Annotated in this window: 28 protein-coding genes and 1 tRNA gene; 10 read left to right on the forward strand and 19 right to left on the reverse strand. The window is 63.4% G+C overall.

Annotated features, from left to right (window positions below):
• Window positions 1-41 precede the first annotated feature (41 nt).
• Window positions 42-182, forward strand: coding sequence for a hypothetical protein (locus ACVOKO_RS04430; RefSeq protein WP_346497665.1), 141 nt, complete (start codon window positions 42-44; stop codon window positions 180-182).
• Window positions 183-257: 75 nt separating this feature from the next.
• On the opposite strand, the gene arsC is transcribed toward ACVOKO_RS04430, so the two are convergent.
• Both arsC and arsH read right to left on the reverse strand, forming a co-directional pair.
• Window positions 258-689, reverse strand: a complete 432-nt coding sequence (gene arsC, locus ACVOKO_RS04435) for an arsenate reductase (glutaredoxin) (RefSeq protein WP_346497667.1) — start codon at window positions 687-689, stop codon at window positions 258-260.
• Entirely contained in the window at window positions 686-1408 is a 723-nt protein-coding gene (gene arsH / locus ACVOKO_RS04440; RefSeq protein WP_346497736.1) for an arsenical resistance protein ArsH, read from the reverse strand. Before arsH ends, arsC begins: the two co-directional genes overlap by 4 nt.
• A gap of 56 nt (window positions 1409-1464) precedes the next feature.
• On the opposite strand from arsH, the gene ACVOKO_RS04445 reads away from it, so the two are divergent.
• Window positions 1465-1779, forward strand: coding sequence for an ArsR/SmtB family transcription factor (locus tag ACVOKO_RS04445; RefSeq protein WP_346497669.1), 315 nt, complete (start codon window positions 1465-1467; stop codon window positions 1777-1779).
• An 8-nt stretch (window positions 1780-1787) separates the two neighbouring features.
• On the forward strand, window positions 1788-2828 hold the full coding sequence (gene arsB / locus ACVOKO_RS04450) for an ACR3 family arsenite efflux transporter (protein ID WP_346497738.1): 1041 nt from the start codon (window positions 1788-1790) through the stop codon (window positions 2826-2828).
• 131 nt (window positions 2829-2959) lie between these two features.
• On the opposite strand, the gene ACVOKO_RS04455 is transcribed toward arsB, so the two are convergent.
• The 6 genes from ACVOKO_RS04455 to birA all read right to left on the reverse strand — a co-directional run bounded on the left by ACVOKO_RS04455 (window position 2960) and on the right by birA (window position 7479).
• Entirely contained in the window at window positions 2960-3736 is a 777-nt protein-coding gene (locus ACVOKO_RS04455; protein WP_346497671.1) for a DNA-formamidopyrimidine glycosylase family protein, read from the reverse strand.
• Window positions 3729-4493 (reverse strand): DUF72 domain-containing protein, encoded by a 765-nt coding sequence (locus tag ACVOKO_RS04460; RefSeq protein ID WP_346497673.1) that lies wholly within the window; start codon window positions 4491-4493, stop codon window positions 3729-3731. The genes ACVOKO_RS04455 and ACVOKO_RS04460 overlap by 8 nt, the downstream gene beginning before the upstream one ends.
• Window positions 4494-4784: 291 nt before the next feature.
• Window positions 4785-4860: transfer RNA gene (locus ACVOKO_RS04465), tRNA-Thr, on the reverse strand.
• A gap of 106 nt (window positions 4861-4966) precedes the next feature.
• On the reverse strand, window positions 4967-5770 hold the full coding sequence (locus ACVOKO_RS04470; RefSeq protein WP_346497675.1) for an SPOR domain-containing protein: 804 nt from the start codon (window positions 5768-5770) through the stop codon (window positions 4967-4969).
• A gap of 9 nt (window positions 5771-5779) precedes the next feature.
• Window positions 5780-6517 carry a type III pantothenate kinase gene (locus tag ACVOKO_RS04475; RefSeq protein WP_346497677.1) on the reverse strand — a complete coding sequence of 246 codons (738 nt, stop codon included), beginning with the start codon at window positions 6515-6517 and terminating at the stop codon, window positions 5780-5782.
• The gene (birA, locus tag ACVOKO_RS04480) at window positions 6514-7479 is read right to left on the reverse strand and encodes a bifunctional biotin--[acetyl-CoA-carboxylase] ligase/biotin operon repressor BirA (protein WP_346497679.1); all 966 of its coding nucleotides are present in this window, start codon (window positions 7477-7479) and stop codon (window positions 6514-6516) included. Before birA ends, ACVOKO_RS04475 begins: the two co-directional genes overlap by 4 nt.
• Window positions 7480-7605: 126 nt before the next feature.
• Between birA and ACVOKO_RS04485 the strand changes: the two genes are divergently transcribed.
• Window positions 7606-7890, forward strand: a complete 285-nt coding sequence (locus tag ACVOKO_RS04485; protein ID WP_430980713.1) for a hypothetical protein — start codon at window positions 7606-7608, stop codon at window positions 7888-7890.
• Between the two features lie 8 nt (window positions 7891-7898).
• Window positions 7899-8645 carry a M90 family metallopeptidase gene (locus ACVOKO_RS04490; RefSeq protein WP_346497683.1) on the forward strand — a complete coding sequence of 249 codons (747 nt, stop codon included), beginning with the start codon at window positions 7899-7901 and terminating at the stop codon, window positions 8643-8645.
• Between the two features lie 208 nt (window positions 8646-8853).
• On the opposite strand, the gene ACVOKO_RS04495 is transcribed toward ACVOKO_RS04490, so the two are convergent.
• The 4 genes from ACVOKO_RS04495 to dusA form a co-directional block, all read right to left on the reverse strand.
• Window positions 8854-10281 carry an ATP-binding protein gene (locus ACVOKO_RS04495; protein ID WP_346497685.1) on the reverse strand — a complete coding sequence of 476 codons (1428 nt, stop codon included), beginning with the start codon at window positions 10279-10281 and terminating at the stop codon, window positions 8854-8856.
• Window positions 10282-10302: 21 nt separating this feature from the next.
• The gene (locus tag ACVOKO_RS04500) at window positions 10303-10986 is read right to left on the reverse strand and encodes a response regulator transcription factor (RefSeq protein WP_057627010.1); all 684 of its coding nucleotides are present in this window, start codon (window positions 10984-10986) and stop codon (window positions 10303-10305) included.
• Between the two features lie 73 nt (window positions 10987-11059).
• Complete coding sequence (locus ACVOKO_RS04505) at window positions 11060-11446, reverse strand: PepSY domain-containing protein (protein ID WP_346497688.1); 387 nt, start codon at window positions 11444-11446, stop codon at window positions 11060-11062.
• 198 nt (window positions 11447-11644) lie between these two features.
• Complete coding sequence (gene dusA, locus ACVOKO_RS04510; RefSeq protein ID WP_346497690.1) at window positions 11645-12652, reverse strand: tRNA dihydrouridine(20/20a) synthase DusA; 1008 nt, start codon at window positions 12650-12652, stop codon at window positions 11645-11647.
• 547 nt (window positions 12653-13199) lie between these two features.
• Between dusA and ACVOKO_RS04515 the strand changes: the two genes are divergently transcribed.
• Window positions 13200-13460 (forward strand): pyocin activator PrtN family protein, encoded by a 261-nt coding sequence (locus ACVOKO_RS04515; RefSeq protein WP_346497692.1) that lies wholly within the window; start codon window positions 13200-13202, stop codon window positions 13458-13460.
• 67 nt (window positions 13461-13527) lie between these two features.
• Here ACVOKO_RS04515 and ACVOKO_RS04520 read toward each other — a convergent pair whose 3' ends face one another.
• Window positions 13528-13926, reverse strand: coding sequence for a nuclear transport factor 2 family protein (locus tag ACVOKO_RS04520; RefSeq protein ID WP_346497694.1), 399 nt, complete (start codon window positions 13924-13926; stop codon window positions 13528-13530).
• 49 nt (window positions 13927-13975) lie between these two features.
• A complete protein-coding gene (locus ACVOKO_RS04525) occupies window positions 13976-14365 on the reverse strand; it encodes a winged helix-turn-helix transcriptional regulator (RefSeq protein ID WP_346497696.1) in 390 nt (129 codons plus the stop codon).
• 104 nt (window positions 14366-14469) lie between these two features.
• Here ACVOKO_RS04525 and ACVOKO_RS04530 point away from each other — a divergent pair, with 104 nt between their 5' ends.
• From ACVOKO_RS04530 to ACVOKO_RS04540, 3 genes are all read left to right on the forward strand, one after another.
• Window positions 14470-15351, forward strand: coding sequence for an NAD(P)H-binding protein (locus ACVOKO_RS04530; protein WP_346497698.1), 882 nt, complete (start codon window positions 14470-14472; stop codon window positions 15349-15351).
• Window positions 15348-15980, forward strand: coding sequence for a nitroreductase family protein (locus ACVOKO_RS04535; RefSeq protein ID WP_346497700.1), 633 nt, complete (start codon window positions 15348-15350; stop codon window positions 15978-15980). The genes ACVOKO_RS04530 and ACVOKO_RS04535 overlap by 4 nt, the downstream gene beginning before the upstream one ends.
• A gap of 102 nt (window positions 15981-16082) precedes the next feature.
• The gene (locus tag ACVOKO_RS04540) at window positions 16083-16364 is read left to right on the forward strand and encodes a pyocin activator PrtN family protein (protein WP_430980715.1); all 282 of its coding nucleotides are present in this window, start codon (window positions 16083-16085) and stop codon (window positions 16362-16364) included.
• Here ACVOKO_RS04540 and ACVOKO_RS04545 read toward each other — a convergent pair.
• Window positions 16339-17064 carry a nucleoside triphosphate pyrophosphohydrolase family protein gene (locus ACVOKO_RS04545; RefSeq protein ID WP_346497702.1) on the reverse strand — a complete coding sequence of 242 codons (726 nt, stop codon included), beginning with the start codon at window positions 17062-17064 and terminating at the stop codon, window positions 16339-16341. The two genes, ACVOKO_RS04540 and ACVOKO_RS04545, sit on opposite strands and share 26 nt — an antisense overlap.
• Before the next feature lie 788 nt (window positions 17065-17852).
• Between ACVOKO_RS04545 and ACVOKO_RS04550 the strand changes: the two genes are divergently transcribed.
• Window positions 17853-19679 carry a patatin-like phospholipase family protein gene (locus ACVOKO_RS04550; RefSeq protein WP_346497704.1) on the forward strand — a complete coding sequence of 609 codons (1827 nt, stop codon included), beginning with the start codon at window positions 17853-17855 and terminating at the stop codon, window positions 19677-19679.
• An 18-nt stretch (window positions 19680-19697) separates the two neighbouring features.
• Here the strand turns inward: ACVOKO_RS04550 and ACVOKO_RS04555 are convergent, their stop codons facing one another.
• The 4 genes from ACVOKO_RS04555 to ACVOKO_RS04570 are packed head-to-tail and all read right to left on the reverse strand — an operon-like array spanning window position 19698 to window position 25639.
• Window positions 19698-20045 (reverse strand): DUF3307 domain-containing protein, encoded by a 348-nt coding sequence (locus ACVOKO_RS04555; RefSeq protein WP_346497706.1) that lies wholly within the window; start codon window positions 20043-20045, stop codon window positions 19698-19700.
• Window positions 20046-20082: 37 nt separating this feature from the next.
• Window positions 20083-22308 (reverse strand): CHASE2 domain-containing protein, encoded by a 2226-nt coding sequence (locus ACVOKO_RS04560; RefSeq protein WP_346497708.1) that lies wholly within the window; start codon window positions 22306-22308, stop codon window positions 20083-20085.
• Window positions 22308-24209 (reverse strand): FecR family protein, encoded by a 1902-nt coding sequence (locus ACVOKO_RS04565; protein ID WP_346497710.1) that lies wholly within the window; start codon window positions 24207-24209, stop codon window positions 22308-22310. The genes ACVOKO_RS04560 and ACVOKO_RS04565 overlap by 1 nt, the downstream gene beginning before the upstream one ends.
• Window positions 24210-24220: 11 nt before the next feature.
• A complete protein-coding gene (locus ACVOKO_RS04570) occupies window positions 24221-25639 on the reverse strand; it encodes a tetratricopeptide repeat protein (protein WP_346497713.1) in 1419 nt (472 codons plus the stop codon).
• Window positions 25640-25758 lie beyond the last annotated feature (119 nt).

Below are 25758 nucleotides of genomic sequence, written 5' to 3' on the forward strand. Positions count from 1 at the left end.
GCATCCCTGCACCCAAGCGTGCTCATCTACCGATGACATTGATGTACGCAGTTCTCACTGCAGCAGTGTGGATGATGATCAGCGCGGTTCCGTGTGCTGCGGGGGCCCTGATCCGCGCGTCGCTTGATGTGGATACGCGCGGCACCCGTGCGGTGGCGACGCTGTTCCCTGCCGCCAACTGAAGCTTGCGGCGGAGCGGTCAATTCATCTTGATCGGCTTGAAGGCCGTCATCCGCATTCCTGCAGGCGTTGAGCGCCTATGAAGAACCGGGTATCGGCGTGTTGGCGCGTTCATCCATGATCACCTCGCCATCTTCCTTGACGAACGCAGCAGCCAGTGGCGGCAGGATGGCCAAGACGGCTTCCGACGGGCGCGCGAGCCGCACGCCCAGGTCGGTTTCCACAAACGGTCTGTTGATCAGAATCGGATGCGCCAACATGGCATCGATCAGTTCATCGTCGGTAAGGCCCGGATCGTCCAGGCCGAGCTCGGCGTAAGGCGTTCCTTTCTGGCGGATTGCCTCCCTCACGGTCAACCCAGCCTTGTCGATCAGCTCATGCAATCGCGCCTTGGTTGGCGTGTCGGTCAGGTAGTCGATGATCACCGGTTCGATGCCGGCATGCCTGAGCAGAGCAAGCACGTTTCTGGAGGTTCCACAGTTGGGGTTGTGGTAGATCGTCGCCTTCATGCTGCGGCTCCTGCGGCCGCGGCAGAAGTTGTGGCGCCGGACGCTGCAGCAAGCGCTGCCACCGCCGCCTCACCCTTGCGCTCGCTGTAGCGATCAACCAGGTAGTCACTGCGATCCCTGACCAGCAGCGTGAACTTCACCAGTTCCTCCATCACGTCGACGACGCGGTCGTAATACGCCGATGGCTTCATCCGCCCCTGCTCATCAAACTCCTGCCAGGCTTTTGGTACCGACGACTGGTTGGGGATGGTGACCATACGCATCCAGCGGCCGAGCAAACGCAAGGCGTTCACCACGTTGAAGGACTGCGAGCCGCCGCTGACCTGCATCACCGCGAGCGTGCGGCCTTGGGTGGGGCGAATGCCGGCGTCCTCCAGCGGCAGCCAGTCGATCTGGTTTTTCAGTACGGCAGTCAATGTTCCGTGTCGTTCCGGACTGACCCAGACCTGGCCTTCAGACCACAGCGAGGCCTCGCGCAGTTCGCGCACCTTCGGGTGATCGGCCGGCACTGCATCCAGCATTGGCAGCTCATGAGGATCGAATAGCCGGGTCTCGGCACCGAAGTGCTCCAGCAGGCGCTGTGCCTCCAGGGCGAGCTTCCGGCTGAAGGACTGGGGCCGGAGCGAGCCGTAGAGGATCAGGATGCGCGGCCTGTGTGTACTCGGGCGCAGCACGTCCAGATCGGAGTGGGCAGGCTGTTGCACAGCGCCGGCGTGGATATTGGGTAGGTCGAGCACGGCTTGTCCCTCTTCATCATTTCCACTATTCTAGAACTATGGAACATATAACTGCAACGCGGGCGCTGGCCGCACTCGGTCACGGAACCCGCTTATCGATCTACCGCCTGCTTGTCGAAGCAGGCCGCGGCGGCAAGCTGGCCGGCGAGATCGCCGAGGCACTGACGCTTCCCGGCGCCACCCTGTCCTTCCACCTGAAGGAGTTGTCCGCCGCCGGCCTGGTCAGCTCAGAACAGCGCGGCCGCACGGTCTGCTATCGCGCCAACTTTGACGCCATGACCAGCCTGGTCGATTACCTGACCGAGAACTGCTGCGCGGGCGATCAATCCTGTGGCACGCCAGGGCACTGCTGATGAATGACATGGCTGCGGCGCCTGCCGGGCGCCTGTCATTCCTGGATCGCTTCCTGACCGTCTGGATCTTCCTGGCAATGGCGGTCGGCGTGGGCCTGGGCGCAGCCTTCCCCGGGCTGCAGTACCGAATAGACGCGCTGAGCGTTGGCACCACCAACCTGCCCATCGCCATCGGCCTGGTCCTGATGATGTTTCCGCCACTGGCCAAGGTGGACTACGCGCAACTGGGCGTGGTGTTCAAGGACAAGCGCGTACTGGCGCTGTCACTGATCCAGAACTGGCTGATAGGGCCGGTTCTGATGTTCGCCCTGGCGGTGATCTTTCTGCGCGACCAGCCGGGGTATATGACCGGGCTCATTCTGATCGGCTTGGCGCGTTGCATCGCGATGGTTCTGGTCTGGAACCAGCTGGCAAAAGGTGACAACCAATACGTCGCCGGATTGGTCGCATTCAATTCCCTGTTCCAGATTGCACTGTTCAGCGTCTACGCCTGGTTCTTTCTTTCCTGGTTGCCAACTGCGCTGGGGCTGCACGGCGTGGTGCTCGATGTAGGTTTCTGGCCGGTTGCCGAGGCTGTCCTGATCTACCTGGGCATCCCCTTCGCTGCCGGGTATCTGGTGCGCCGGGCGTTGACCCGGTCGAAGGGGCTTGATTGGTATGAGCACAGGTTCCTGCCCGCCATCGGCCCGATAACCCTGGTCGCGTTGTTGTTCACGATCACGGTGATGTTCGCCATGAAGGGCGGCGATGTACTCAAACTGCCGTGGGATGTGCTGCGCATCGCTGTCCCGTTGACGATCTATTTTCTGGTCCAGTTCACCGTCAGCTTCTTCATGGGCAAGCTGATCGCCAAAGACTATCCGCGCACTACCGCCATCGCGTTCACAGCGGCGGGCAACAACTTCGAGCTTGCCATCGCTGTGGCGGTAGCTGCGTTCGGCATCAGCTCGCCGGTCGCATTCGCCGCCGTCATTGGCCCACTGATCGAAGTGCCGGTTCTGATCCTGCTGGTACACGTCGCGCTCCGGCTGAAGCGAGGTTTCGCGTAGCGCCTCCTCACGGAGGCGGTGCGGGCAAGCCTTCGCTATCAGCTGGAGTGCGCACCGGGGCAGTAGTGGCCTGCTCCACTATTGCGCCGAGCGGGCTAATGGGTGGGGTTCGCGCGCTTCAGCGAAAGCGATCACTCTTCCTGTCCACCGCCGCCATCAACCTCATCGCGGTGGCCCAAGCTGTAATCCACCTGGCAGTTCTGGCAGAAAAACGTACGACGGTTGGTGGTCCCCATATACCGCTTGCTTACCGGCCCGCCGCATTGCGGGCAGGTTCGTCGGGTATGCACCTGCCAGTGCTGCTTCAGTACGAAGGCGCGCTTCCATTCAAGGAACTGGAAACTGTAGAGGCGCGCCTGGTTGATCAGTTGCGTGAGTTTGCGCGGCGGCAAATCACCGACACGGGTGGCTGGATGCACGCCGGTCAGGAACAGAACTTCATTCTTTATGATGTTGCCCACGCCGGAGAAAATGGTCTGATCCAACAGAGCGTCGCAGACCATCAGCGCCGGTGCGGCCTTGAGCTTGCGCCGCGCCAGTTTCGGGTCCCATGCATCATTCATGACGTCGGCGCGCCAATCGTATACATCGTCCAGTGGCTGTTCGATCAACTTCACCGAGCACGCATAGAAATTCATTTCACCGCTGTCAAAGTGCAGCGAGACCCTCGGCGGTGACTCCTTGCGTTCATCGATACGCCAACTGCCAAACATCAGCAGATGGATGCGCAGGCTGACGTTGCTGAACTCGAGCAGGAAGTGTTTTCCCCAGGCGCGTACCGCCTTGACGCGCCTGCCTTCCAGTCGCGCAAGGTCCAAACGGCTGTTGCCGGAAGCCTTCCGCACCGTATGGCCCTTGAACCGGGCAGCGGCCTCGCACAGCAGAACGATGGAAGGGCCCTCAGGCATCGGGCTTCTTCCGCAGCAGCGCCTGCAGACACAGGGCATCGGCGACGGCGGAGCCATCGGCGGTATTGTCAAAAATCACCCATGCTTGGCCACTGACATCGCGCTTGGCCAGATCGCCGGCCAACGTCCGCAATGCCGGCTCGCCGTAACGGCCGTAGTACATCCGCGGTTGCCCATGCCAACGCCAATAGCTCCAGCTGCGGCTCCCGCCAGGCCATGCTGCGAGCGGGAAACGGGCAGGATTGGCGGCTACACGGGCGATGTCGTGCGTCCGCAACATCGCATCCGCAGCCTCGCTGAACCAGCTTGCATGACGCGGCTCGCAGGCCACGCGTGCTGTCGTACGCCTGCGCAAAGCGCGCAGAAAGGACGAGGCAACCCGGCCGTCGTAAGCCAGGCTGGGCGGCAACTGCAGCAGCAGCGCGCCCAGTTTCCCGCCTAGCTGCTGCACCGCTTCCAGAAACGGATCAAGCAGCGGCGCTGCACCACTCAGCCGCAGCTGGTGCGAAATGGTCTGTGGGAATTTCACCGAGAAGCGAAACCCTGCAGGCACCACCGAAGCCCAACGCGCATAGGTCGCCGCGCGGTGTGGCCGGTAAAAGGATGAGTTGATTTCCACGACCGACAACCGCGTCGCATAGCGCTGCAGCGCGCTGCCGCCGTTGCCGAAAGCCGCAGCGTGCGCCGAAGGCAGCGACCATCCTGCGCAGCCCACCAAGGTGTCATGCATTGCGGTATTGCGAGCTGATCGGTTCATCGCACAGAACATCAGCCTGCATGCGTAGCGCGACGGTGAAAACGGTTCATGGAAGACGTGAAACCGCCTCTCCCTACCTTCCGCATCGTGGCCTGTCTGCCCGAAGGCGCTCCGCTCGCATATCGAGAGGGGACCGGTGCATGAAGGGCTTGCCCCAACGCCCTCCATCGGACATGCGCATCCACATGCTCCCCTGCGCACACAAGCGCGACCACAACCCACAAAAAAGCCCGCGTTTCTGCAGGCTTGCTGTGAACTCTGAACTTGCTTGGACGCCATGAAACCAGGCGTTGGTGCCGCTTATCCGAATCGAACGGATGACCTACTGTTTACAAGACAGTTGCTCTACCAACTGAGCTAAAGCGGCAAGACGCGTTACCTGCTGCGGTTGCGCGATGGTCGCGCTGCAACCGGTGGGAAGCTGGTTCGAAATCCGGTACTTCCCGAACCCCACCGTGGCGGGGCGCGCCATTCTACCGCAGACGCGCGCAATCCAACGACTGTTGCTGGGCGGCCGCTGCACGCTGCTTCAAGCTGGCCGGGGTGGCGGTGCCGGCGGTGGCGGCATCCACCCACCAGCTGGGCGCGATTTCGGTACCGCTGGCGGCCAGCTTGGCCGGGAAGCCGGCGGCGGTGAGACTGGCCAGGCGGCGCTCCGCGCCTTCGCGGTTGCGGTATTGGCCGAGGGCGACGGCATTGGCTTCCTCGCCCTGGGAAACAATGAAGTAATCACTGAAACCGGCGTCGACGATGCGCTTGGCGGTGGCCTGGGCTTCCTCGCGCGAGGCTGCCGGGGCGATCAGCACCCGGTAGCTGTTGGCGGCCTTGCCGGGCACTTCGCGCAGGCGCGGGCGGGCCGCATCCGCGCCCAACGCGGCCAGCGCTGCCTGTGCCTGGGCCTGGCTGGCGTAGGGGCCAAGGCTGGCGCATTGCACGGCGGCAGCGGGTTTCGGCTCGGCCGGCTTGGCCTCGGCGGGAGGTGCCTGGACTGTGCTGGTTGCGACAGCTGCAGGCGCTGGCGCAGCTTCTGCCGGCTTGGCAGCGGCAACTGGTGCTGCAATGAGCGGGGCAGCAGCGGCGGTCGCGGCTACCGCAGCGGCCGGCGGCGCGGCTACGGCAGTGTTTTCCGCCGCAGGCGCTGGCAGTACTTCCAGCGTGACAACGCCGGGCTCGGCGCGCGGCACGGCGGCCACCGGTTCGGCGCGCGGCGCCATCCACCACAGCGCGACACCCACGTTGAGGATGGCCAGCAGAACGATAAGAAGACGGGTCAGCATGCGGCGATCCTACCGTTCACACGCGTCATGGTGAACCGCCCAGCGCGCCAGACCATCGAGCACCAGTGCGGGCCGGTAATCGGCGTCGGCCAACAAGGGCAGCAAGGGCAAGGCGCCGCCGCCGTGGACCACCAGCTGCGGCGGGGTGCCGAGCAAGGTCTGCGCCTGCCGCAGGCTGCGCTCGACCAGCGCCACGGCCGCACCGTCGCAGCCGGATGCCAGCGCATCGGCGGTGTCGTTGGCGAACTCGGCGTAGTCGCCGCCGCTGGCAGGCAGCTGCACAGCGCGCGCATGCAAGGCTTCACGCATGACCGTGGGTGAGGCAGCGATTCGACCGCCCCGGTGCAGGCCGTCCGCATCGATCAGATCGATGGTCAGCGCGGTGCCCACGCCTACCACCAGCACCGATTGCCGCGCGGGTGCGACGGCCAGCAATCCGAGGAAGCGATCGACCCCGAATTTCTCGGGCCGCGCATAGGCCACGCTCACCCCGGCGCAGCGCGGCAAGGTCCTGGCCACCTGCACCTTGCCGAAGCGGCCTTGCAGGATCTGCAGGACTTCTTCGGTCAAGGCCGGCGCCGCCACGCTGGCTACCCAGGCGGTGTCGCCCCTAGGCAGGGCCTCCAGCGCGCTGGCGGTGATCGCCTCGGCACCGTGCGCCCAGGCCTGCACGCTGCCGGCACGGTTGCCCTGCAGCGGTGCAAATTTGAAACGCGAATTCCCCAGATCAAACAACCAATCGCTCATGCCGCCCTCACGCTGACTTCGCCGGCATGGAAACAGGTCTCCTGCCCCGCAATGCTCACCCGCAACGCACCGTCCTCGGCCAGCCCGCAGGCCACGCCATCGTGCAGCACGCCCGCTTCTTCCACCCGCACCGCGCGCCCGCGCAACACATCCATCGCCGCGTAGCGCGGCAGGAACGGGGCCAGCCCGTGCTGCTCGAACTGCTGCAATGCCGGCAGCAAGGCCGCCAGCAAGGCCGTCACCACCGCATTGCGCGACACCTCGGCGCCGGCCAGCGTATCCAGATCGGTCCATGGTTGGCCAATCTCGGCGGCATTGGCCGCTGGCATGCGGACATTCAAACCCAGCCCGATCACCGCCCGCGCCGGGCCGGCAAACTCGCCACCGCCCTCCACCAGCAGGCCACCGAGCTTGTGCCCGTCCACGACCACGTCGTTGGGCCATTTCAGGCCGGCGTCCTTGAAGCCCAATTCATGCAGGGCCTCGACCACCGCCACGCCCACCGCCAGGCTCAGGCCGCCCATCCGCGACAGGCCGCCGGCGAAGCCACGCGACAGCGACAGATAGATATGCGCCGCCAGCGGCGAGGCCCAATGGCGGCCACGACGCCCCCGGCCGCCGGTCTGGCGCTCGGCCAGCAGAACGGCCGTTCCGCGCTCAGGCGCGCTGCGCTGCAGCAATTCTGTGTTGGTCGAGCTCAATGTCCAGCCGATTTCCAACTCCGCCAACAGCGCCTGCACGGCCGTAGGCAGGCCGCCACGGATCCGTGCCAGGTCCAGCAATTCCAGCGGCTGGGCCAGGCGATAGCCATCGCCGGCACGGCCTTCGATCGCCACCCCAGCGGCGCGAAGCCCTTGAATACGCTTCCAGACGGCCGCCCGGGTCAGCCCCAGCTCGCGCGCCAGCGCGTCGCCGGACAACGCCCCGGCACCCAGCTTGGCCAGCAATTGGCGGTCATCCACAGCAGTACCCTCACGACAGACTTGGAAATTATGCGGCAAGCCTTACAGGCCGCCCAGCACCGGCCACCCAAACCGGGAGAAAAAGCAGGCTAGAATCGGGAATTAGCCCGCTCTTGGATGTTGACGATGCGCCACCTCGCTCATTGCCTGATCCTGTTGCTGGCGCCAGTTGCAGCGCAGGCTTCGGACGCGCTCGGCGGCGCTGGCCAAAGTGCGTGCAGCTACGCCCCGGCTGAAGTGGAGCGGGTTGCGGCCCCGGCCGCCGCGGTTGGCATCGCCAACGCCCCGCCGGCAACCCCGGCCCCGGCCAAGACCGTCACCCCGCGTACCGGTGGCGGCAGCGACGATGACCTGCTGCCACGCCTGCGTGCACCGCGCTGGCACCGCCTGTTGCCCGGGATGTTCCGCTGATCCAGTCGTTGTTGCGCTGGTTGCAGCGCATACCGCCACCGCTTGATGACACCCTCTGGCAGCAGACCTGCCAGCAATGCCCTTGGCTGCACGGTTTGTCGGCTGTGCGCGAGCGCAAACTGCGCGCCCTGGTGGAACTGTTCCTGCAGCGCAAGACCATCACCCCGGTTGCCGGGCTGCAACTGGATGACGGCCAGCGCATGCTGCTGGCCGCGCTGTGCTGCCTGCCACTGATCGAATTCGGCCGCGAAGGCCTGCATGGCTGGTCGGAGCTGGTGGTCTACCCGGATGCATTCCGCGTACGCCACAGCCATACCGATGCGGCCGGCGTGCTGCATGAGTGGGATGACGAACTGATTGGCGAGGCCTGGGGCAGTGGCCCATTGATTCTGTCGTGGGCGGATGTGCAGGCCGATATTGCCGAGCCGCAGGCCGGCTTCTGCGTGGCGGTGCATGAAATGGCGCACAAGATCGATGCGCTCGATGGCGCCATCGATGGCACCCCGCCATTGCCGCGCGAATGGCAGCGGCAATGGGCGCGGGATTTCCAGCAGGCCTATGACGCGTTCTGCGCGCAGGTGGATGCGGATGTTGAAACCGTGATCGACCCTTATGCGGCGGAGGCACCGGAGGAGTTCTTTGCGGTGGTCAGCGAGTACCACTTCTCCGCGCCGGAACTGCTGGTGCAGACGATGCCGGCGGTGGCTGCGCACCTGCGGCGGTTTTATGGGCCGGTTGAAGGCGGGCTGCGGTAGAGCAGGATCAACTGCCAACCCCTCCCCAGCCCTCCCCTTGGCTACGCCAAAGGGAGGGGGCAGAGCGCATGCCCTGCTCCCTCCCTTGCGCACGCAGTGCGTAGGGAAGGGCTGGGGAGGGGTTTGTTTTTGACTTTGGCTTTGGGGCTCCCCCGCACAGCCAACGCAGCGAACACACACGGCCGGCGAACCCTCAGCCTTTCCGAGGTCAGATGCCCGGCGGCAAGGTCACTTCAAAACGGGCGCCGCCCAGTTCCTCGGAACGCTTGACCTGCAGTTCGCCGCGATAGGCCTTGATCAGGTCCTGCACGATCGACAGGCCGATGCCGTGGCCCTGCACGCGCTCATCGCCACGCACGCCACGCTGCAGCACCTTGGCGATATTGTCCTCGGCAATGCCCGGGCCATCGTCGTCCACCGCCAGCATCAGGCCGGCACGCTTGCCGTTGCCTGCGGTAATCGGCCGCGCCGTCAGCAGTACCCGGCGGTTGGCCCATTTGAAGGCGTTTTCCAGCAGATTGCCCAGCAGCTCCTGCAGGTCGCCCGGCTCGCCGTAGAAGTTCACGCCCGGCGTTACTTCGAACTCGCAGAGCACACCCTTGGCGGCGTAGACCTTTTCCAGCCCACGCACGATCTCTTCGGCCGTGGTCTCGATCGGCACCGGTGCGGAGAACAGCTTGTGCCCGGACGATGCCGCACGCGCCAGCTGGTAGGACACCAGATTGTTCATGCGCTGCAGCTGCACGCCTACCTCTTCGCGCAGTTCGCCATCACTGCTGTTGCCGCTTTCCAGCTGGGTGCGCAGCACCGCCAACGGCGTCTTCAGGCTATGCGCCAGATCGGCCAGCGTGTTGCGCTGGCGTTCGAGGTTTTCGCGCTCGCTTTCGATGAAGGCGTTGATGCTTTCGGTCAGCGGTTCCAGCTCGCGCGGATGCAGCTCGCTCATGCGCTCGCGCTCGCCGCGTTGCACGCGGGTCAGTTCGTTGATCACGCGCTTGAGCGGGCGCAGGCTCCACTGCAGCACCAGTGTCTGCAGCAACAGCAGGATCAGGCCGGTAACACCCAGCCAGAACCACACCGCAGCGCGGAAGCTGCGCAGCTGCATGCCCAGCGCGCGCGAGTCCTCGAGCACGTAGATGGTGTACGGAAATTCGGATTCGGGCGCGCCATCGCCACCCCATACCAGGCCTATGCCATAGCGGTAGACCTCGCCGGGCGTGCCGTCGATCTGGGTGATGGGCAGTGGGCCTTCGAAGACTTCCTCGCGCGGCTTGAGCGTACGCTCGCTCACATCCGGCAGCATCGGGCCTTCGGCCGACATCGAGTTGGCGACATGGCCGGGCATCACAACCTGCAGGTACAGGCCGCTGCCAGGCACATCAAAGCGCGGGTCCGGTGGCTGTTCGCGGATGTACAGTGAGCCATCGCGGGTGAAATCGATGCCACCGGCATAGGCGGTGGCGTAGTTCTTCAGGCGCTCGCTGAGGTTGTCACGCGCGGTCTGGCCGAACGCGGCATCCAGCGCATAACCGGCCAGCGCAAGGAAGGCCACCAGGCCCACCGAGGCAGCCAGCAGCTGGCGGGCCTGCAGGGAGCGGGGCCGCCAACGCTTCAATAGCCACTGACGGCCCGTCATGATGCAATGCCCCTACGGGGCTCAGCCCTCGTTGCGCGGAATCGCGAAACGGTAGCCGCGGCCACGCACGGTTTCGATCGGCTTCAACTCACCGTCCGGATCCAGCTTCTTGCGCAGGCGGCCAATGAACACTTCCAGCACGTTGGAGTCGCGGTCGAAGTCCTGCTGGTAGATGTGTTCGGTCAGGTCGGCCTTGGAGACCAACTCACCGGCATGCATCATCAGGTACTCCAGCACCTTGTACTCGTAGCTGGTGAGGTCGACATTGCTGCCGGCCACGCTCACCGTCTGTGCGGCCAGATCCAGCGCCACCGGGCCACATTCCAGGGTCGGCTTGGACCAGCCAGCGGCGCGGCGCAACAGCGCGTTGACGCGGGCCAGCAACTCTTCGACGTGGAACGGCTTGACCAGGTAGTCGTCGGCGCCCTGCTTCAGGCCCTCGACCTTGTCCTGCCAGCTGGAACGCGCGGTCAGGATCAGCACCGGGAATTTCTTGCCCTCGTCACGCAGCGCGCGGATCAGCTCCATGCCCGACATCTTGGGCAGGCCCAGATCGATGATGCCCACGTCGAACGGCACTTCGCGGCCCATATACAGGCCTTCCTCGCCATCCTGAGCGGCATCCACGGCAAAACCTTCGCGCTTGAGGCGGGCCGCAAGGGTTTCCCGCAGCGGGGCTTCGTCTTCAACCAGAAGGATACGCATGAACTCTCCCTAGTACTTTGGGCCGGCCAAGCGGCCAGCGTGTGTATTCAATAACCACAACCACTATCGCTGTTCAGGAGTTATCGCCGCGTGGTGGCAGCTCCGCCCGCTGGTCGCGCGGGTGGTCTCGTGAAGGCGAAGGGTCGTCCATGTAGCGTACGCGCCCACGGTCATCCATGTATTTGACACGATTGATGTCACGGCCGTCATACGGCACGCGCTCAGCGCCAAGAATGCGCCCACCGGTTTCACGCTGCACACGCCGCACCGCATCGGACAACGAGCGGTCATTGGCCGGCCGGCCGGCGCGTGCGACGCGCTCGCCACCTTCAATCCCGCGGGCGTGTTCGCCCCGCGATGGCTGCGGCTGCTGGGCCGACGCCACGACCACGCCCGGACCGGCCACGACCAGCGCGGCAATCAGAGCGACGAGCAGACGACGACGGGAAAGCGAGTGCATGTGACAGATCCTAGCGGACGGCGAGGCAACGTTCAAAATTCGTAAACAACGGCCCGGGGAGATTTTCCATGGACCTCACGAAATTGAGCCAAATTCTTGATTTTTAGGGGTGAATCCGATCTGAACCCTGCCCCTGCCCCGTACACCCGTTCAGCAAAATGGCCGGACAAACAGCGGGCCGCCGCCGGGGTCCAGCGCTCAGGCTACCCGCGCAGCCTGGCGGCGGGTGACCTGCAGCGCCTGCTCCAGCAGCGTCCAATCGGCGCCGGGCAGGTGCGCACCCTCGCTGAGCACCTGGCGGAAGCCACGCCCGCCGGGCTGTCCGTGGAACAGGCCAAGCAGGTGACGGGTGATGTGCTTCAAGGCCAGGCCGGCCTCCAGCTGCGCCTCCACATACGGGCGCAGCGCCAGCAGCAGTTCCTCACGCCCACGCAGCGGCTGGCCGGTCTGGGCACAGTCCAGCGCGTGCAGCACGTAGGGGTCGTGGTAGGCCGCGCGGCCGAGCATCACCCCGTCCAGGTGCTGCATGTGCTGCTGGGCGGCCTCGACCGTGGCGATGCCACCGTTGATCACCACCGGCAGCTGCGGGCGCTCGCGCTTGAGCTGGTAGGCCCATTCGTAACGCAGCGGCGGGATCTCCCGGTTCTCCTTGGGCGAGAGCCCCTTGAGCCAGGCATTGCGGGCGTGAACCACCACCATCGCGGCACCGGCCTGGGCCTGGCGGTCGACAAAACCGGCAAAAACCTCGTAGTCCTTGTCCTCGTCCACACCCAGGCGGCACTTCACCGTGATCGGGATATCCACCGCCGCCACCATTGCCGCGACGCAGTCCGCCACCAATTCAGGTTCGCGCATCAGGCAGGCACCAAAGCGCCCGGCCTGGACGCGGTCCGACGGGCAGCCGCAGTTGAGGTTGACCTCGTCATAGCCCCAATCGGCGGCAATCCGCGCAGCCTGCGCCAGCGCGGCCGGATCGCTGCCACCGAGCTGCAGCGCCAGTGGCTGCTCGACCGGATTGAAACCGATCAGCCGCTCACGGTCGCCATGGATCACCGCATTGGCATGCACCATCTCGGTATACAGCCGCGCACCCGGCGCCAGCAGCCGATGGAAAACCCGGCAATGCCTGTCGGTCCAGTCCATCATCGGCGCAACGGACAGGCGCAGGGAGTCGGCGTAGCGGGTGTTTTGAGGCAGGGAAGGCATGCAGCGCGGGATCTTGTGATGCGTGGATGGCACTATTTTCGCCTAATTCGGCCGCCCTCGTTGGGCAAGCCGCGAGAGCCTTCAGGTTGGGGAACATATTGGAAGCCACGATCCACCGGCAACTACTGCCCCTGCGGGCTCCAAACGGTCCAGTGCAGGCATCAAAAAAATTCCGAGACTGAACGCTCAAGCTAAGCACTCCGCGCGGGTGTATCTCACCGAAGCGCGCACCCGGCGCAGCAGCGCGTTCTTCTGGACCCTCATGGTCTGTGCGCAAATGCCCGGCAGCGAGCAGCACAGCGCCAGGAATCGGCAACTTCGCCAGCCCAACTGGATCTGTTCGCATGAGGAGCGACCGCGGACAGCTGGACAGCTTTAGCCATGACCCACGGCGAAAGGCGGATGCCAATCGAGCGGCAGCCGAAGAGGCTAGAAAAGCCTTTCAGTTCCTTCCGATCATCCGCGGGGAACGCGTCAACCACTATCTGGCCAACGCCGCCCGCTTGGACGCCCTGGCAGACCAATGCAGCAAGCAAGGACACAACCAATGACCACCACTACCGTCTTCCTGCTGCTCGCTGAGTTCGGTACCGGTCACATCCCCTTGAAGAAGTGCTGCCAGCACTTTGGGATGAAGCCGGAGGAAGCGAACAAGCGCGCTGCGCGCCAAGCGCTACCCATCCCGGTCTTCCGCCTGGGCAGCCAGAAGTCGCCGTGGCTCGTTGCTGCGGACGTACTGGCAGCCTACATCGATGGGCAGCGCGACGAGGCCACGAAGCAGTGGCTGAAGCTGCAACGCGCATCGTGAGAGCAAACCCAAAAAAAACAGGCCCGCTGTATCAAGCGAGCCCGTGCCGAATCATTCGCTGATTCCGCTACTCAACCACAATGTACTCCGGCTCCTCCGCGGAAGTAGCGAACTCTTCCATCCGCGTAATCAGGCCATTAACCACTGTGTAAACCTGCACCCACTTCTGAGCGAAGTTGCCATCCCGGCCATCGATCAGGGAATTTTCCTCGCCGAAAGCGACAACCAAGTTGCCTGACTGAATGGTCTTCAGTACGCGGAAATATTCCGCATGCATCGTATTGAAGTTCGTCGCAAAGAACTTCCGAACTCCTGACCTTCCCTTAAAGTGCAGCGAAGGAAGTTTCTGACTCCCATGATGTGTCCACACCGTATCTTCCGAAACAGTGGCAACAGCTGCCTCAAGGTCTTTGGCGCTGAATGCTTGGAACATCTTATTCACAACGCCCAGCTCTAACGTAGACATGTGTATCTATCCTCAGTTCCATGATGTAACGAGCCGGCAAGCGGCCTCACTACTCAACTGGTAGAGATTCGTAGCGAAGTGCTGGATTCTTCGACCTGATCCCCTGGCGATGGACTTGCCCCCAGCTAGCCATCTCCATGATCACCTTCTCCAAGCTACGCCCCGACTTGGTCAGCTCATAAATCACTGCGCTCGAGTTGCTCCCCGGAACCACTCCCCTGGTGATGATTCCATTCAACTCAAGTTCTTTCAGGTCCTTGGACAGACTGCGTGATGTGACGGAGCCAAGAAGGCGCTCAAGATCGCTGAATCGTTGCCCGTCCTGCAGTAGCGCACAGACTATTGCGAGCTTCCACTTCCCACTCACAACATTCACTGCGTCCTTTACGGCCATGACGAACGTTGCCTTGCATACGTCGATCTCTTCTTCGTTGAGCATGCCGAATCATCCGCTTTCAGCCAGAAGAAACAACTATACAAGTGGATAGTGAATTGTGGCGTTGACTGGACGAAGCTGCCGCCCCTCTCCTCGGAAGCAGCGCGATGATGCTAATTACAGGCGCAACAGGGCAGCTTGGCGCCAGCGTCGTATCTCATCTCATCCAGAAGGTTGGCGCTACTGCTTTCACGACACTAGCGCGAGATGAGGCAAAAGCTGATCGACTACGTGAAGGCCATGTCAACGTCCGCTATGGCGATTTCGACAAGCCCGACACCCTGGGCTCGGCACTAGCCGGCATAAAAAAGCTTCTGCTGATCTCAACCATGGCCCATAACCGAGCGGATCAACATCGGAACGTTGTCGATGCCGCAAAGAAGGCTGGGGTGGAGCACATCTTCTATACGAGCCTCGCGATCAGATCGATCGAAAATTCTCATGTTCGAGGATTGATGAATAGTCACTTCGAGACAGAAGACTACATCAAGGCCAGCGGCATGAAGCACACCATTCTGAGGAACACCATGTACGCCGAAGCCATACCGATGATTGTCGGCTCTGGGCTAATTGGCTCCTCAATTGCTCTCCCTGGCGGAGATGGTCGCGTGCCCTACGTGCTGCGCGAAGAGCTGGCCGAAGCAACGGCCAACGCGATATCGAGTAATGGACACGAAAGCCGAACCTACAACCTCGTTGGCTTCGAGTCCTACGGCTACTCAGATGTTGCCGCTTCGCTAGCCAAACTTCAAAGAACACGCCTCTCCTACCATCAAATCGGGCCTGATCATTTTCATAAGCACATGGCCGCCAACCATGCCAGCACCTTCGAGATCTATCTGACCAAAGGGACAGTACTGGATATTCGAGATCACCAATACGAAATAGAAAGTCGTGACCTTCAAATGCTTCTAGGCCGTACATCCAAGGGTTTGGAAGCAATGGCTGCAGAAGTTTTCGCCCACACCAACAACCGGGAAAATCAATGAAACTGCTGGAAGCTCTGAACGAGCGCTACGCCACAAAGCGCATGACTGGAGAGAAGCTTGACGACTCACTTGTAGCCCAGATCATAGAGGCCGCCAGACTGGCCCCGACCTCTGCAGGCCTGCAGCCGTTCAACATCATCGTGATCAGCAACCCTGCACTAAAGGCAAAGATATCCCCGATCGCGCTCAGTCAGCCGCAGATTGTCGAGTCCTCTCACCTCCTCGTTTTCGCCTCCTGGGACGAGATGGACAATGAACGCATGGAAGAGATGTACCAGTACATCTACTCACAGCGAAGCCTGCCATTTGACAGAAACATGGATGTGATGCAGAACCTGCGCAACCTGTTTGCAACTTTCACCAAGGAACAACAGCACCACCACTCAGCAAAACAAGCTCACATTGGCTTTGGAATGGCCATTGCCGCTGCGGCGGAGCTCGGAGTGGATGCAACCCCAATGGAGGGGTTCGATAAGGAGGCACTCGATGTGCTTTTGCATCTGCGAGCCCTTGGCCTCAAGTCTGTGACCCTGTTGGCCCTGGGCCGTAGGGACGAGAAGAACGACTGGCTCTACGGGCTCAAGAAAGTCCGCCTTCCGATGGATCGCTTTGCGATCTCGCTTGGTTGACGAAAGCGGGCGGCTCGTTGAGCCGCCCGCCTTTATTTTGGGCGTCGTATAGCGGTAGACATGAAGAACACTCAGATCGACTCCAAACACATGTCCGCGAAGATGTGGTGCCATCACTTCGGCAAGACGCCGGAGGAGGCGAACAAGCGCGCTGCGCGCCAGTTGTTGCCCGTTCCTGTGTTCCGCTTGGGCAGCCAGAAGTCTCCATGGCTGGTCGCTGCTGACGTGCTGGCTGCCCACATTAGATGGGCAGCGCGACCAAGCTACGAAAAAGTGGCAGAAGCTACAGCGGGCATAGTGATATCCGCTGCAGACTTCGCGCGTGCTCCGCTCGGCTGCCGCCGGTCGGTGCACACCATTACCCCTGCGGCTGCTCCAACTTAGATCCGTCGGTAAAAACGATCACTTGCGGCTCCCATACGACCTTGTACTTTGTGTCGTCCAACTCTGCCAGCTTGCGATCATTGTTATTCCCAACGGCATACTTCACTGAGCGACTGCCGAGCCATGTCATGCTGCTCCCTGGTTCAATTGTGTCGTCGTTCGAAAGAGCGAAACCGGATATCTCGTCGCCGAAAAGGTCCTTTATCGAAACGTAGCCTTTGACGCCAGCGATAGCCTTGTCGGTGTTGTTCTTGTATCCAAAACTGACAGCGAACTGCTCATCTGTGACTATCCCGCTGTAGCCGCGCTCGACTTCAATCGCTTTGCTCACCAGCGTGACTGTGACGGCATCACGCATTTGCTTCATAGCCGCTTCTTTTCTGGCCTCGAGCTCTGCCTTCAACGCGGCTTGCTTCGCTTCCTCGATTTTCTTCTGGGCCAAGAAGTCGCGTTGCTCATCGATGGCCTTGCCGATAGTCACTCCGGGTGGGATTCCTGCGGTCTTGTCTCCAAACGCTGCTCCAAGCGTATGTCGCAGGACGTAGCCTGCGACAAGTTCGCGCTCCTCCGGCTCCAGCTTGTCCACCGCTGTCTTGATCGAATCAAGGTTTTGGATATCTGTCGGAATTTCGGTGTTCTTTGCGCCGTTGCAACCAGCCAGCAATAGTGCGAGCGCAATGGTAATAGCCGTCTTTTTCATGTTCCCCCTGTCCATCTTAAGTCGCAGGCAAATGCCCCTAATCGGAACATAATGATGCCACATGAACCGTGGCCCTGCTTCTACGCCAAGCAGACAACGCCCGTCGCTGCGGAAGCGGTTAGTGCACATATTGACAACCACCGCGACGAAGCCTCCAAGCAGCGGCGGAAGCCGCTTCGAACGTCATGAAAAGCCCCGCATACGCGGGGCAAGTTCATACATGACAAGCAATTTCTACGATGCAAAGCAGCGATCCGCAATTGCGCGATGGATCACTCGATCTTCTGGCGCAGCCTCTTTTAGGGAGTCAAAAACTCTCTGGCGTCCTGCATTCTACAAACCTGTTATTCGCACCACTCCAATTGCTTGCGCCACCGTCAACGTCTGAAAGAACGCATGGCTCTAGTGGTTGGGAGGGAAAGTTTCTCAATCTTGGCCATGATGTAATCCCAAACGGTGGACAAGGAAAGATACGTAACGTCCGTGGCCTGGAGCTATGCCACTACCATTTTTCTTCCAATCCAGCCATCGCCTTCAAGCTTACAAACGTTGACGGCTTCACACCTGTCAATGCACCTCTTGAATCCCGCCCGTGCATTGAAAACCAGTCAGCGAAAGGACCCCGCTGCCCGGGCGCTGCCGGCAAGCTCGGCCTCCGCTTGGCATGGCCGGCGCAGCGCAGCTCTGGCCGCCGGCTGGGCCTGCCAACTCCCCGGTTCAGCACACTCTTACGGTCTGCGGCGATAACAGAGGGGCAAACGTCACCGTTACCCCTTGCGAGCTGCCCCTTGGATACTGCCACCGCCCCCCGTTCCGACCTGCTGGCCGGGCTTTCCGAGTCGCAACGCGAGAGCCTGCTGGCACAGATGCGGCGGCTGCAGCTGCGCAAGGGCGAGCACCTGGTGCGCCAGGGCGAGGCCGCCAACCATGTCTATTACGTGCTGCGCGGGCGCTTTGAAGTGCTGCTCAATGGCGGCCACCTGGTGGCCGAGATCGGCGCGGGCGAGCCGGTCGGCGAGATCGCCTTCTTCGGCGGACTGAGCCGCACTGCCGACGTGGTGGCCAGCCGCGACTCGGAAGTACTGGAACTCAGCCGCGAGAGCTTCGACCACGTGGCCGCCGCGCAACCGGGCTTCACCCAGTCCATCCTGCGCGTGCTGGGCCGGCGCTTGGCCGCCACCACTTCGGCGGCGGCGGCGATGGCGCCACGCATCGCCGATGCCATCGGCCTGTGCCCGGCCGGCAGCGTGCCTGTTCCGGAAATGCTGGTCGAACGCCTGCTGCAGGCCTTGCAGGCCAGCGGCTCGGCCGCCGTTGCACTGCGCGCGCGCGACCTGCCGGCGGACGTGGCCGCCGACAACGAGCAGCAGCTCTCGCAATGGCTGGGCATGCAGGAACATGCCGGCAGCAAGCTGATGCTGGTGACCGGTGACGGCAATGCCGCCTGGGACCGTGCCGCGCTGCGCCACTGCGACCAGTTGCTGCTGTGCGGCCGCCAGGATCAGGCGCACGCAGGGCCGGTGCCGCTGAGCGCGCTGGAAGCCTATGCCCTGCCCTTGTTCCGGCCGCGCCAGATCGGCCTGCTGCTATGGCGCGCACACAGCGGCGATGCGATCCGGCACACCCGACATTGGCTGCAGGAGCGGCCCTTGCACCTGCATCACCACTTGGCGCTGGAGCAGCCTGGCGACTATGCGCGGGTGGCGCGGCTGCTGACCGGGCGTGCGCTAGGTGCGGTACTGGGTGGCGGCGGTGCACTCGGCGCCGGCCATATCGGCACCTTGCGCGCCCTGTCCGAAGCGGGCATCGCACTGGACATCATTGGCGGCACCTCGATCGGCTCGGTGGTTGGCCATGCCTATGCGGCCGGCCACGACGCCGCCGCGATGATGCTCGACTACGAACAGTTCTTCCTGCGCAGCAAGGCGCTGGGCCGTTTCACCCTGCCCTGGTACAGCCTGCTCGATCACCGCCACCTGGATACCTGCATGCAGAACCAGCTCGGCGATGCGCGCCTGGAAGACCTGCCGCTGAACTACTTTGCGGTGGGCGCCAACCTGTCCACCAATGAGCTGGAAGTGGTGCGCCACGGCCTGACCTGGCAGGCACTGCGCATTTCCACCGCCATCCCGGTGGCGCTGCCGCCGTGGATCAACGAACAGGGCCAGGTGCTGGTCGATGGTGGCGTGATGAACAACGTGCCTATCTCGGTGATGCGAGCGATCAAGAACGGGCCCAACATGGTGTCCATGCTTTCGCACGGCAACGAGTGGCGGGTGAAGAGCGCCTATGGCGGCGTGCCGTCGCGGCTGGCGCTCGCCTGGCAGCTGCTGCGCGGGCGGCGCAAGGGCGATGATTTCCCGCGTATTGGTGAAGTAGCCGCGCGCTCCATGCAGATCACCTCCGGGCGCATGCTGCGTGGCACCGGCCTGGGCAGCGATCTGCTGTTGAAGCCACCCACCGTGCCGGGCATGGGCCTGCTCGCCTTCAAACTGGGCCGGGCGCAGGAACAGGCCGGCTATGAATACACACTGCGCTTCCTGGAAAAGACTGGCGGCCTGGACGGCATCAATGCCTGGCGCCGTGGCGAAGTGATGCCCGAGTTCGAAGACTGATCACCGCGCCCGCAGCGCTTATGGCAGCGGGCCAAACACCAGCAGCAGGGCCACCCACAGCAGCTTGCACAGCACATGCAGCAACTGGTCGACGTTGTAGCTGATGCGGTGGCCGCATTTGAGATCGTCGATCAGCGCATGGCTCAGCGCCTCCAGCAGGCCCAGCAACATGCTGCCGGTAACCCAGCCAACCACACCGCCATGTATCACCGCATGCGCACCCAGCGCCTGGTACCACGGCACACCGGGCATCGGGGTGAAGCGGTTCTTTGCCCTGGACAGAAACTCGCCCTGTAGCGGGTAATCCGCCAGCGCATGGCCGACGATCAACAGCACAAACGTGGTCAACGACGGAATCAGGGACATGTGCTGGCAGGTTTCAAGTCTGGGAGGGAGTCTGGCACTACTTGGAGGTCGCCGTGAAGATGCCATCCCATTGCGTTGGCGGATGTATGATCAACTGCTCAAGTCGCTGCACATAAAGCGCGTGCAACCCAGCAAGTGAAGCGGCACCGCTCTGCATGCGCAACACCTGCAGCGCATTCAGCGCCGCGCAGAAGTCGCCGCTGCGGTACAGCGCAAGCACCTGCGCATGGGCCTGCGCCAGCGCTGCGAATTCAGCCTGCTGCGCCAACTGTGCATCACCGAGCAGTGCAAACAACTGCACCGGCTCGTTGCGACCCACAACACGCACGCGGTCCACTTCGACATAGGCCAGCTCAGCGGCTTCTGCCCGCACCGCGTCGGTCACCATCAAGGTCACCCCGTAATACTTGGTCAGGCTTTCAACGCGCGAGGCCAGATTGACGGTGTCGCCAATGGCCGAGTACGAAAAGCGCTGCTGTGAACCCAAGTTGCCCACGCAGGCCTCGCCCATGTTCAGGCCCACACCAATACGCAAGGCACTGCCACGCTCACGGTTCAGCGCATCCACCGCTGCAGCCATGCCCAGCGCAGCCAGACAGGCTTTACGCGGATGCGCGGCGATATCCACCGGCGCGTTCCAGAACGCCATGATCGCGTCGCCGATGTATTTGTCGATGGTCGCTTCGTGGGCAAGCAGCACATCGGTCATCGGCGTCAGGAAATCATTCAGCAGCGTGGTCAATGCATCCGGGCTGAGGTTCTCCGACAGCGCGGTGAAGCCACGGATATCGGAGAACAACACCGTTATCTGCCGCGTCTCACCGCCCAGCTGCAAGGCCTGCGCATCATGCGACAGGCGTTCCACCAACGCCGGTGACAGATAGCGCGAAAACGCCGAGCGCACGAAGCGTTTCTCGCGGTTACCCACAAACAGCAGGGTCGGCATCATGCTGACAAACACCGCCAGCAGGCACAGCAGCGCCGGCAGCGGGTCGAGCAGCCAGGCATGCCGGGTATAGGCCCACCCTGCCAAGCCAAGCACGGCAGCCAACAGCAGCAGGAAAGCCAGCGATGACAGCAACGGCCGTGCACCGGCCATCACCAGCAGCAACAGCAGACTGCTGACCACCGCAACCAGCACTTCTGCACCGCGCGCCCAATCCGGACGCTGCAGGAACTGCTGGTTCAAGGCCTGATCGATCAGCTCGGCGTGCACGTTGACGCCGGGCTCGGCCGCCGCCAACGGCGTGGCGACGATATCGCGCAGACCGATGGCCGAGGTGCCGATCAACACCACACGGCCCTCGACCTTGTCGGCCCATGCCGCCGCATCGCCCTGCAGCAGCTGCCATGCCGGAATCGCCGTCATATGCGGCATGCCGGAGTAATGGATGCGGAAGCGGCCATCGGCAGCGGCCGGCAGTTCCAGCATGCCCACCTTCACCGCAGTCAGCGCGAGCGGGCCGGCGGCGGCTTCGCCACTGGCATCACTGGAACGCAGCAGCAGGCCCGATGCGCCCTGCGCCACCCGCAGCGCCTCCACTCCCAGGCCGGGATAAAGCTGGCCATCAGCCGATGCCACCAGCGGCATCGCACGAATGATGTTGTCGCGGGCCGGCGGAAACGAAAAACTGCCGATGCCCGTCGCCGCCGCCGTGAGCACCGGCAGATTGGACAGACCGCCTTCGAAGGCGGGCAGATAGGCACGCGGGTCGCTGCCGGCGAAGGACAGACCCGCCAGCGGCGGTGACAGCGCGCGCCCGGTTTCGCTGGACAGCGCCACCCCCATCACCACCGGGTTGCGGGCAATGGCTTGGGCAAACAGCTGGTCGTTGTCCAAGGGTGCGTTGGGCGCTACCTGGATGGCGATGCCCTGCGCCTGCAGGCGTTGCAGCTGTGGCCCCAATGAGGTGCGGTCCGGCTCGGTGAACACCATGTCGAAGGCGATTGCAGCTGCACCCAGACTGCCAACGGTATCGACCAGCTGACCCACCTGGTCACGCGGCCACGGCCACTGGCCGACACGCGCCAGTGAGGCTTCATCGATATCGACCACCAATACGCCGGGATCCAGCGTGGCCGCGCGTGGTGCAGCACGCTGGAAGCTGTCGAAGACCAGATCCGACAGCCGTGACAGCCCATCGCGGAAAACGGTATCCGCGAACAGCGCCAGCAGCAGCACCGCCACGCCGCCGAGCAGCAGTTTGAAGCTGCGCGGTCGCGTTGACTTGTGCTTGCTGCCAGGGCGCAGGGTCGCGCTCATCAAGGGCCGCCGGTAACCGGCATCTCGTTGGTCTTCTTGCCTGCGAAGATGCCGCTGGCCGACCAGTTCGATGCGTCCTCCGCACGCACGTTGAAGGTGCCCAGCATGGCTGCCGTGCCATCGCTGCCGTCACTGGCGAAGCCGGCGGTATAGCTGCCGAAATACGGTGCAGCCATGCTGGATTCGAAGGTGCCGCCGATGGCGGTCTGCGGCATGCTGCTGGATGCCGCAGCAAGATCGAAACTGCTGCCGAAACTGTGCCCGCCGAAGTTGGCGATTGCGATACTGCCGCTACCCGCGGCGAAATCCACTGTCGCAGTGAAATCCCCGGTCACGCCTTCGGTGATGACGCCGCCACTGTAGGCAGCACCAATCGCCATACCCGAATAGCTGGCGACGATATTGGTCGGCAGATCGGCCAGCGGGGTGAGATTGCCGATGATCCAGTAGCCGTTCTGGGCGATGTTGGGCGGCACGTCCGTCCCCGGTATATCCGACGGCACGCCCGGCACATTGATCGCCTCCCAATAGCCCCAGCTGAGGTAGTCGCAATTGCACAGCAGGTCCGGCGTTCCATCCACCCGCAAGTTGCCCTGGCTGTTCTCGAATTCGTAGCTGCGATCGTGCAGGTAGTCACCCGCGCCGGACAGCGAGGCACCGCCCCAGGATTCCGGCGCAATGGTGGCAGTGAAGGTGCCGGCGGCGGCGTCGAACTGGAACGTCGCCGCTGCACCCGAAGACATCGGCGTACTGCCCGCGTACGCCGAAGCGAAGCCCTGCAGCGTGCCATTCAAGGTCTTGGGCAGCGTTGGATCTACTGGATCTACTGGATCCACCGGGTCCACGGGATCTACCGGATCTACGGGATCTACCGGATCTACGGGATCCACGGGATCAACGGGGTCCACTGGATCCACCGGATCTACTGGATCTACGGGATCTACGGGATCTACGGGATCTACCGGATCTACCGGATCTACCGGATCTACCGGATCCACCGGGTCTACCGGGTCAATCGGGTCAATCGGGTCAATAGGACCTACAGGATCTACCGGCGTCACCGGATCTGGCGGCGTGGTGCTGTGCTCAAGCTCGGTCTCGATCTGCGACTGCCCGGGGCTGTCGCCCTGTGCTGCGGGCAGCAATGCCGATGGCTCCTGCCCCGGCATGACACCGGGCACACCCAGCGCCGGCCCCATCGGAGCGCCGCTGAAGCCGGCACGCTCGTTCGGCTGTGCCTCCAGCCCGCCGACATCCTGGTCCTCGCCCTGCGCCGCTGGCAGCCCCGCCGCCGGATCAACCGGCGCACCGCCACCATTGTTGATCAAGGCACCATCGCCATTGGAGCTGAAGCCCGTACCCGGTTGGTGCAGGACCACCGCCGGCCCCTGCGCGGGTTCGAAGCGGGCCTCATCGCCAAACTCGAACTGCCCGATGGCACTGCCGGCACAACCGGCCGCCGCATCATCCACGCACAAACCCAGAATGCCGCCACGAATACCGGCCACGCCGACCGGCGTCTTGATCTTCACCCCGTCAGCGCTCTTGGAGGCCGCACCGCCGATGAAGCGCATCACCCCGCGCGACATGCTGCCGGCCAGCTGCGCGGTGCCCTTGTCCGGGTTGTAGACGAACTGGTCGATCACCAGCGACGAGCGCGGGCCGATGGTGAAGCTGGAGCCATCCACCAGCAGCACCTGCACCACGCCCTTGGCATCGGTCTGGAAGCGCTGGTCGCGCAGCACGTTGTCACCCAGCCGCACCACCCGCGGCGCGGCCGAACCAAAATAGCTCTGCGCATCGGGTGCCACCGCCGCCGCAGTGCCTACCTTTTCGGCCGCCGCCGGCGCCACCGCCAGCAACAGCCCTGCAATCACCAACACCGGAAGATGGATGCGCATCGCCGAACTCCTCAGAACGCTTGAATCAGTGAAAAGCCAGCAAACTTGTTGCTGTACTCGCGCAGCTCATAGTTGGAATGCAGCCGCCGGTAGCCCGCGTACAACTGCAGATCGGTGCTGCTGCGCAGGGGAATGGTCTGCACGGCCTGCAGCACCAGTTCGTCGCCGCGTTGGCGCTGGTCGCGGCTGATGACAGTCATCGGTACATCGTTGACCCGCCGCGCGGTCTGCGCGCTCAGCGCCAGCACCCACGGCTGGCTGCGCTTGCCCAGCAGCGCCGGGTAGCGGTAGTTCACGCCGAGGTTGAAGCGCGGCTCCCAGTAACTGTTGAAGTCCACGCGCGCCTTCCGCCGCTCTACGCCGGGGCTGAGCAGCAGCTGCCAGTCGTCGGCAAGCTGGCGGCTGTAGCTGACACTGGCGCGGTAGCGGTCACCGGAATAGCCCTCGGCGCTGGCCAGCGCTGGCGCCGGTGTATAGCGTTCGTCCCGCCAGTCGATATTGGCAGCGATCAGCGATTCGCGCCCCACCGGCTTGCGGAAGGCAACGGCCAGGCCAGCGGAATGCATGTAGCGCGTGCCATCCAGCCAGGTCTGGCCGAACAGGCCGGCAATCGCGATGCGGCCATCGCGTAGCCCCCAGCGGTTGAGCGAAAAATCCGGCCCCAGCCGCAGTTCCAGCCCATCGCTGCCCAGGTCACCGAGTTCCCGGTAGCGGCTGGATGCCGCCGCCAGCGACACATCCAGCACATCGCCCTGCTTCGACACCGGCTGCCGGTAGCGCAACAAGGCGCCCAACTGCAGGCTGCTGTCACTTGCCGCGCGCGAGTCCGGTGCCAGTTCGAAATCGCGACCATTCAAGCTGATGCTGTCGCGGTCCGGCGCGCCGTTGGCGTTGCTTTCCGCGCGCGCGCCCAGGCTCAGCATGCCGCTGAAACCCCCACGCTGCTTCTGCTCGCCTTCGATGACAGCCATGTAGCCGGCAATGCGGCGACGCACCGTGTCCGGTGTTTCCGGCAACGCCACTACCCGCTCGAACAGTTGCCGCGCACGCGGGTATGCACCCAGGCGGAAGTACAGCGCCGCCAGCTCCAACTGCAGGCGCGGGGTACCCGGACGCAGGATCAACATGCGTTCGTAGGTGGCGATGGCCGCTTCATAGTCACCAACGCGGGTGGACAGCACCGCATAGGCAAAGCCGGCATCCAGATCCGCCGGTTGCTCGAGGATCTTCTGGAACAGCTGCCGCCGCTCCGCTTCAAGTTGCGCCACCTCCGCGCTGGGCACCGCGGCCGGCACGTTGTAGGACCGGTGCTGCGCCAGCGCCGTCGCCGCCGGAAAAAAACACAGCACCGCCGCCAGGACAGCAAGGCGCGCGCGTCCCCGCCGCGCGTCCTGCACATGCCCACCCGGACGACGGTACTGCCCCCCCATGCTCCTAGATTCCACAGCGGCCTCCTGCATCGCGGTCCCGGCTGACGGCCGACAGCCCAAGCGCAACGTACGCGGAGTCTATCCACGCACCGTAAGACGCCCGCCCAGTCGCATCACCC

It is taken from the genome of Stenotrophomonas sp. STEN240 (assembly GCF_056756175.1).

Bases quoted from the DNA above. Each gene is read 5' to 3' on its own strand.
- ACVOKO_RS04500 (WP_057627010.1), bottom strand. From the start codon at position 10,986: ATGCGTATCCTTCTGGTTGAAGACGAAGCCCCGCTGCGGGAAACCCTT.
- ACVOKO_RS04505 (WP_346497688.1), bottom strand. From the start codon at position 11,446: ATGCACTCGCTTTCCCGTCGTCGTCTGCTCGTCGCTCTGATTGCCGCG.
- ACVOKO_RS04545 (WP_346497702.1), bottom strand. From the start codon at position 17,064: ATGAAAAAGACGGCTATTACCATTGCGCTCGCACTATTGCTGGCTGGT.
- ACVOKO_RS04485 (WP_430980713.1), top strand. From the start codon at position 7,606: ATGCGCCACCTCGCTCATTGCCTGATCCTGTTGCTGGCGCCAGTTGCA.
- ACVOKO_RS04495 (WP_346497685.1), bottom strand. From the start codon at position 10,281: ATGACGGGCCGTCAGTGGCTATTGAAGCGTTGGCGGCCCCGCTCCCTG.
- ACVOKO_RS04430 (WP_346497665.1), top strand. From the start codon at position 42: ATGTACGCAGTTCTCACTGCAGCAGTGTGGATGATGATCAGCGCGGTT.
- ACVOKO_RS04470 (WP_346497675.1), bottom strand. From the start codon at position 5,770: ATGCTGACCCGTCTTCTTATCGTTCTGCTGGCCATCCTCAACGTGGGT.
- ACVOKO_RS04460 (WP_346497673.1), bottom strand. From the start codon at position 4,493: ATGAACCGATCAGCTCGCAATACCGCAATGCATGACACCTTGGTGGGC.
- ACVOKO_RS04555 (WP_346497706.1), bottom strand. From the start codon at position 20,045: ATGTCCCTGATTCCGTCGTTGACCACGTTTGTGCTGTTGATCGTCGGC.
- dusA (WP_346497690.1), bottom strand. From the start codon at position 12,652: ATGCCTTCCCTGCCTCAAAACACCCGCTACGCCGACTCCCTGCGCCTG.
- ACVOKO_RS04445 (WP_346497669.1), top strand. From the start codon at position 1,465: ATGGAACATATAACTGCAACGCGGGCGCTGGCCGCACTCGGTCACGGA.
- ACVOKO_RS04560 (WP_346497708.1), bottom strand. From the start codon at position 22,308: ATGAGCGCGACCCTGCGCCCTGGCAGCAAGCACAAGTCAACGCGACCG.
- ACVOKO_RS04540 (WP_430980715.1), top strand. From the start codon at position 16,083: ATGTGGTGCCATCACTTCGGCAAGACGCCGGAGGAGGCGAACAAGCGC.
- ACVOKO_RS04565 (WP_346497710.1), bottom strand. From the start codon at position 24,209: ATGCGCATCCATCTTCCGGTGTTGGTGATTGCAGGGCTGTTGCTGGCG.
- arsB (WP_346497738.1), top strand. From the start codon at position 1,788: ATGGCTGCGGCGCCTGCCGGGCGCCTGTCATTCCTGGATCGCTTCCTG.
- ACVOKO_RS04515 (WP_346497692.1), top strand. From the start codon at position 13,200: ATGACCACCACTACCGTCTTCCTGCTGCTCGCTGAGTTCGGTACCGGT.
- ACVOKO_RS04530 (WP_346497698.1), top strand. From the start codon at position 14,470: ATGATGCTAATTACAGGCGCAACAGGGCAGCTTGGCGCCAGCGTCGTA.
- ACVOKO_RS04535 (WP_346497700.1), top strand. From the start codon at position 15,348: ATGAAACTGCTGGAAGCTCTGAACGAGCGCTACGCCACAAAGCGCATG.
- ACVOKO_RS04455 (WP_346497671.1), bottom strand. From the start codon at position 3,736: ATGCCTGAGGGCCCTTCCATCGTTCTGCTGTGCGAGGCCGCTGCCCGG.
- arsC (WP_346497667.1), bottom strand. From the start codon at position 689: ATGAAGGCGACGATCTACCACAACCCCAACTGTGGAACCTCCAGAAAC.
- ACVOKO_RS04570 (WP_346497713.1), bottom strand. From the start codon at position 25,639: ATGGGGGGGCAGTACCGTCGTCCGGGTGGGCATGTGCAGGACGCGCGG.
- ACVOKO_RS04475 (WP_346497677.1), bottom strand. From the start codon at position 6,517: ATGAGCGATTGGTTGTTTGATCTGGGGAATTCGCGTTTCAAATTTGCA.
- ACVOKO_RS04525 (WP_346497696.1), bottom strand. From the start codon at position 14,365: ATGCTCAACGAAGAAGAGATCGACGTATGCAAGGCAACGTTCGTCATG.
- ACVOKO_RS04520 (WP_346497694.1), bottom strand. From the start codon at position 13,926: ATGTCTACGTTAGAGCTGGGCGTTGTGAATAAGATGTTCCAAGCATTC.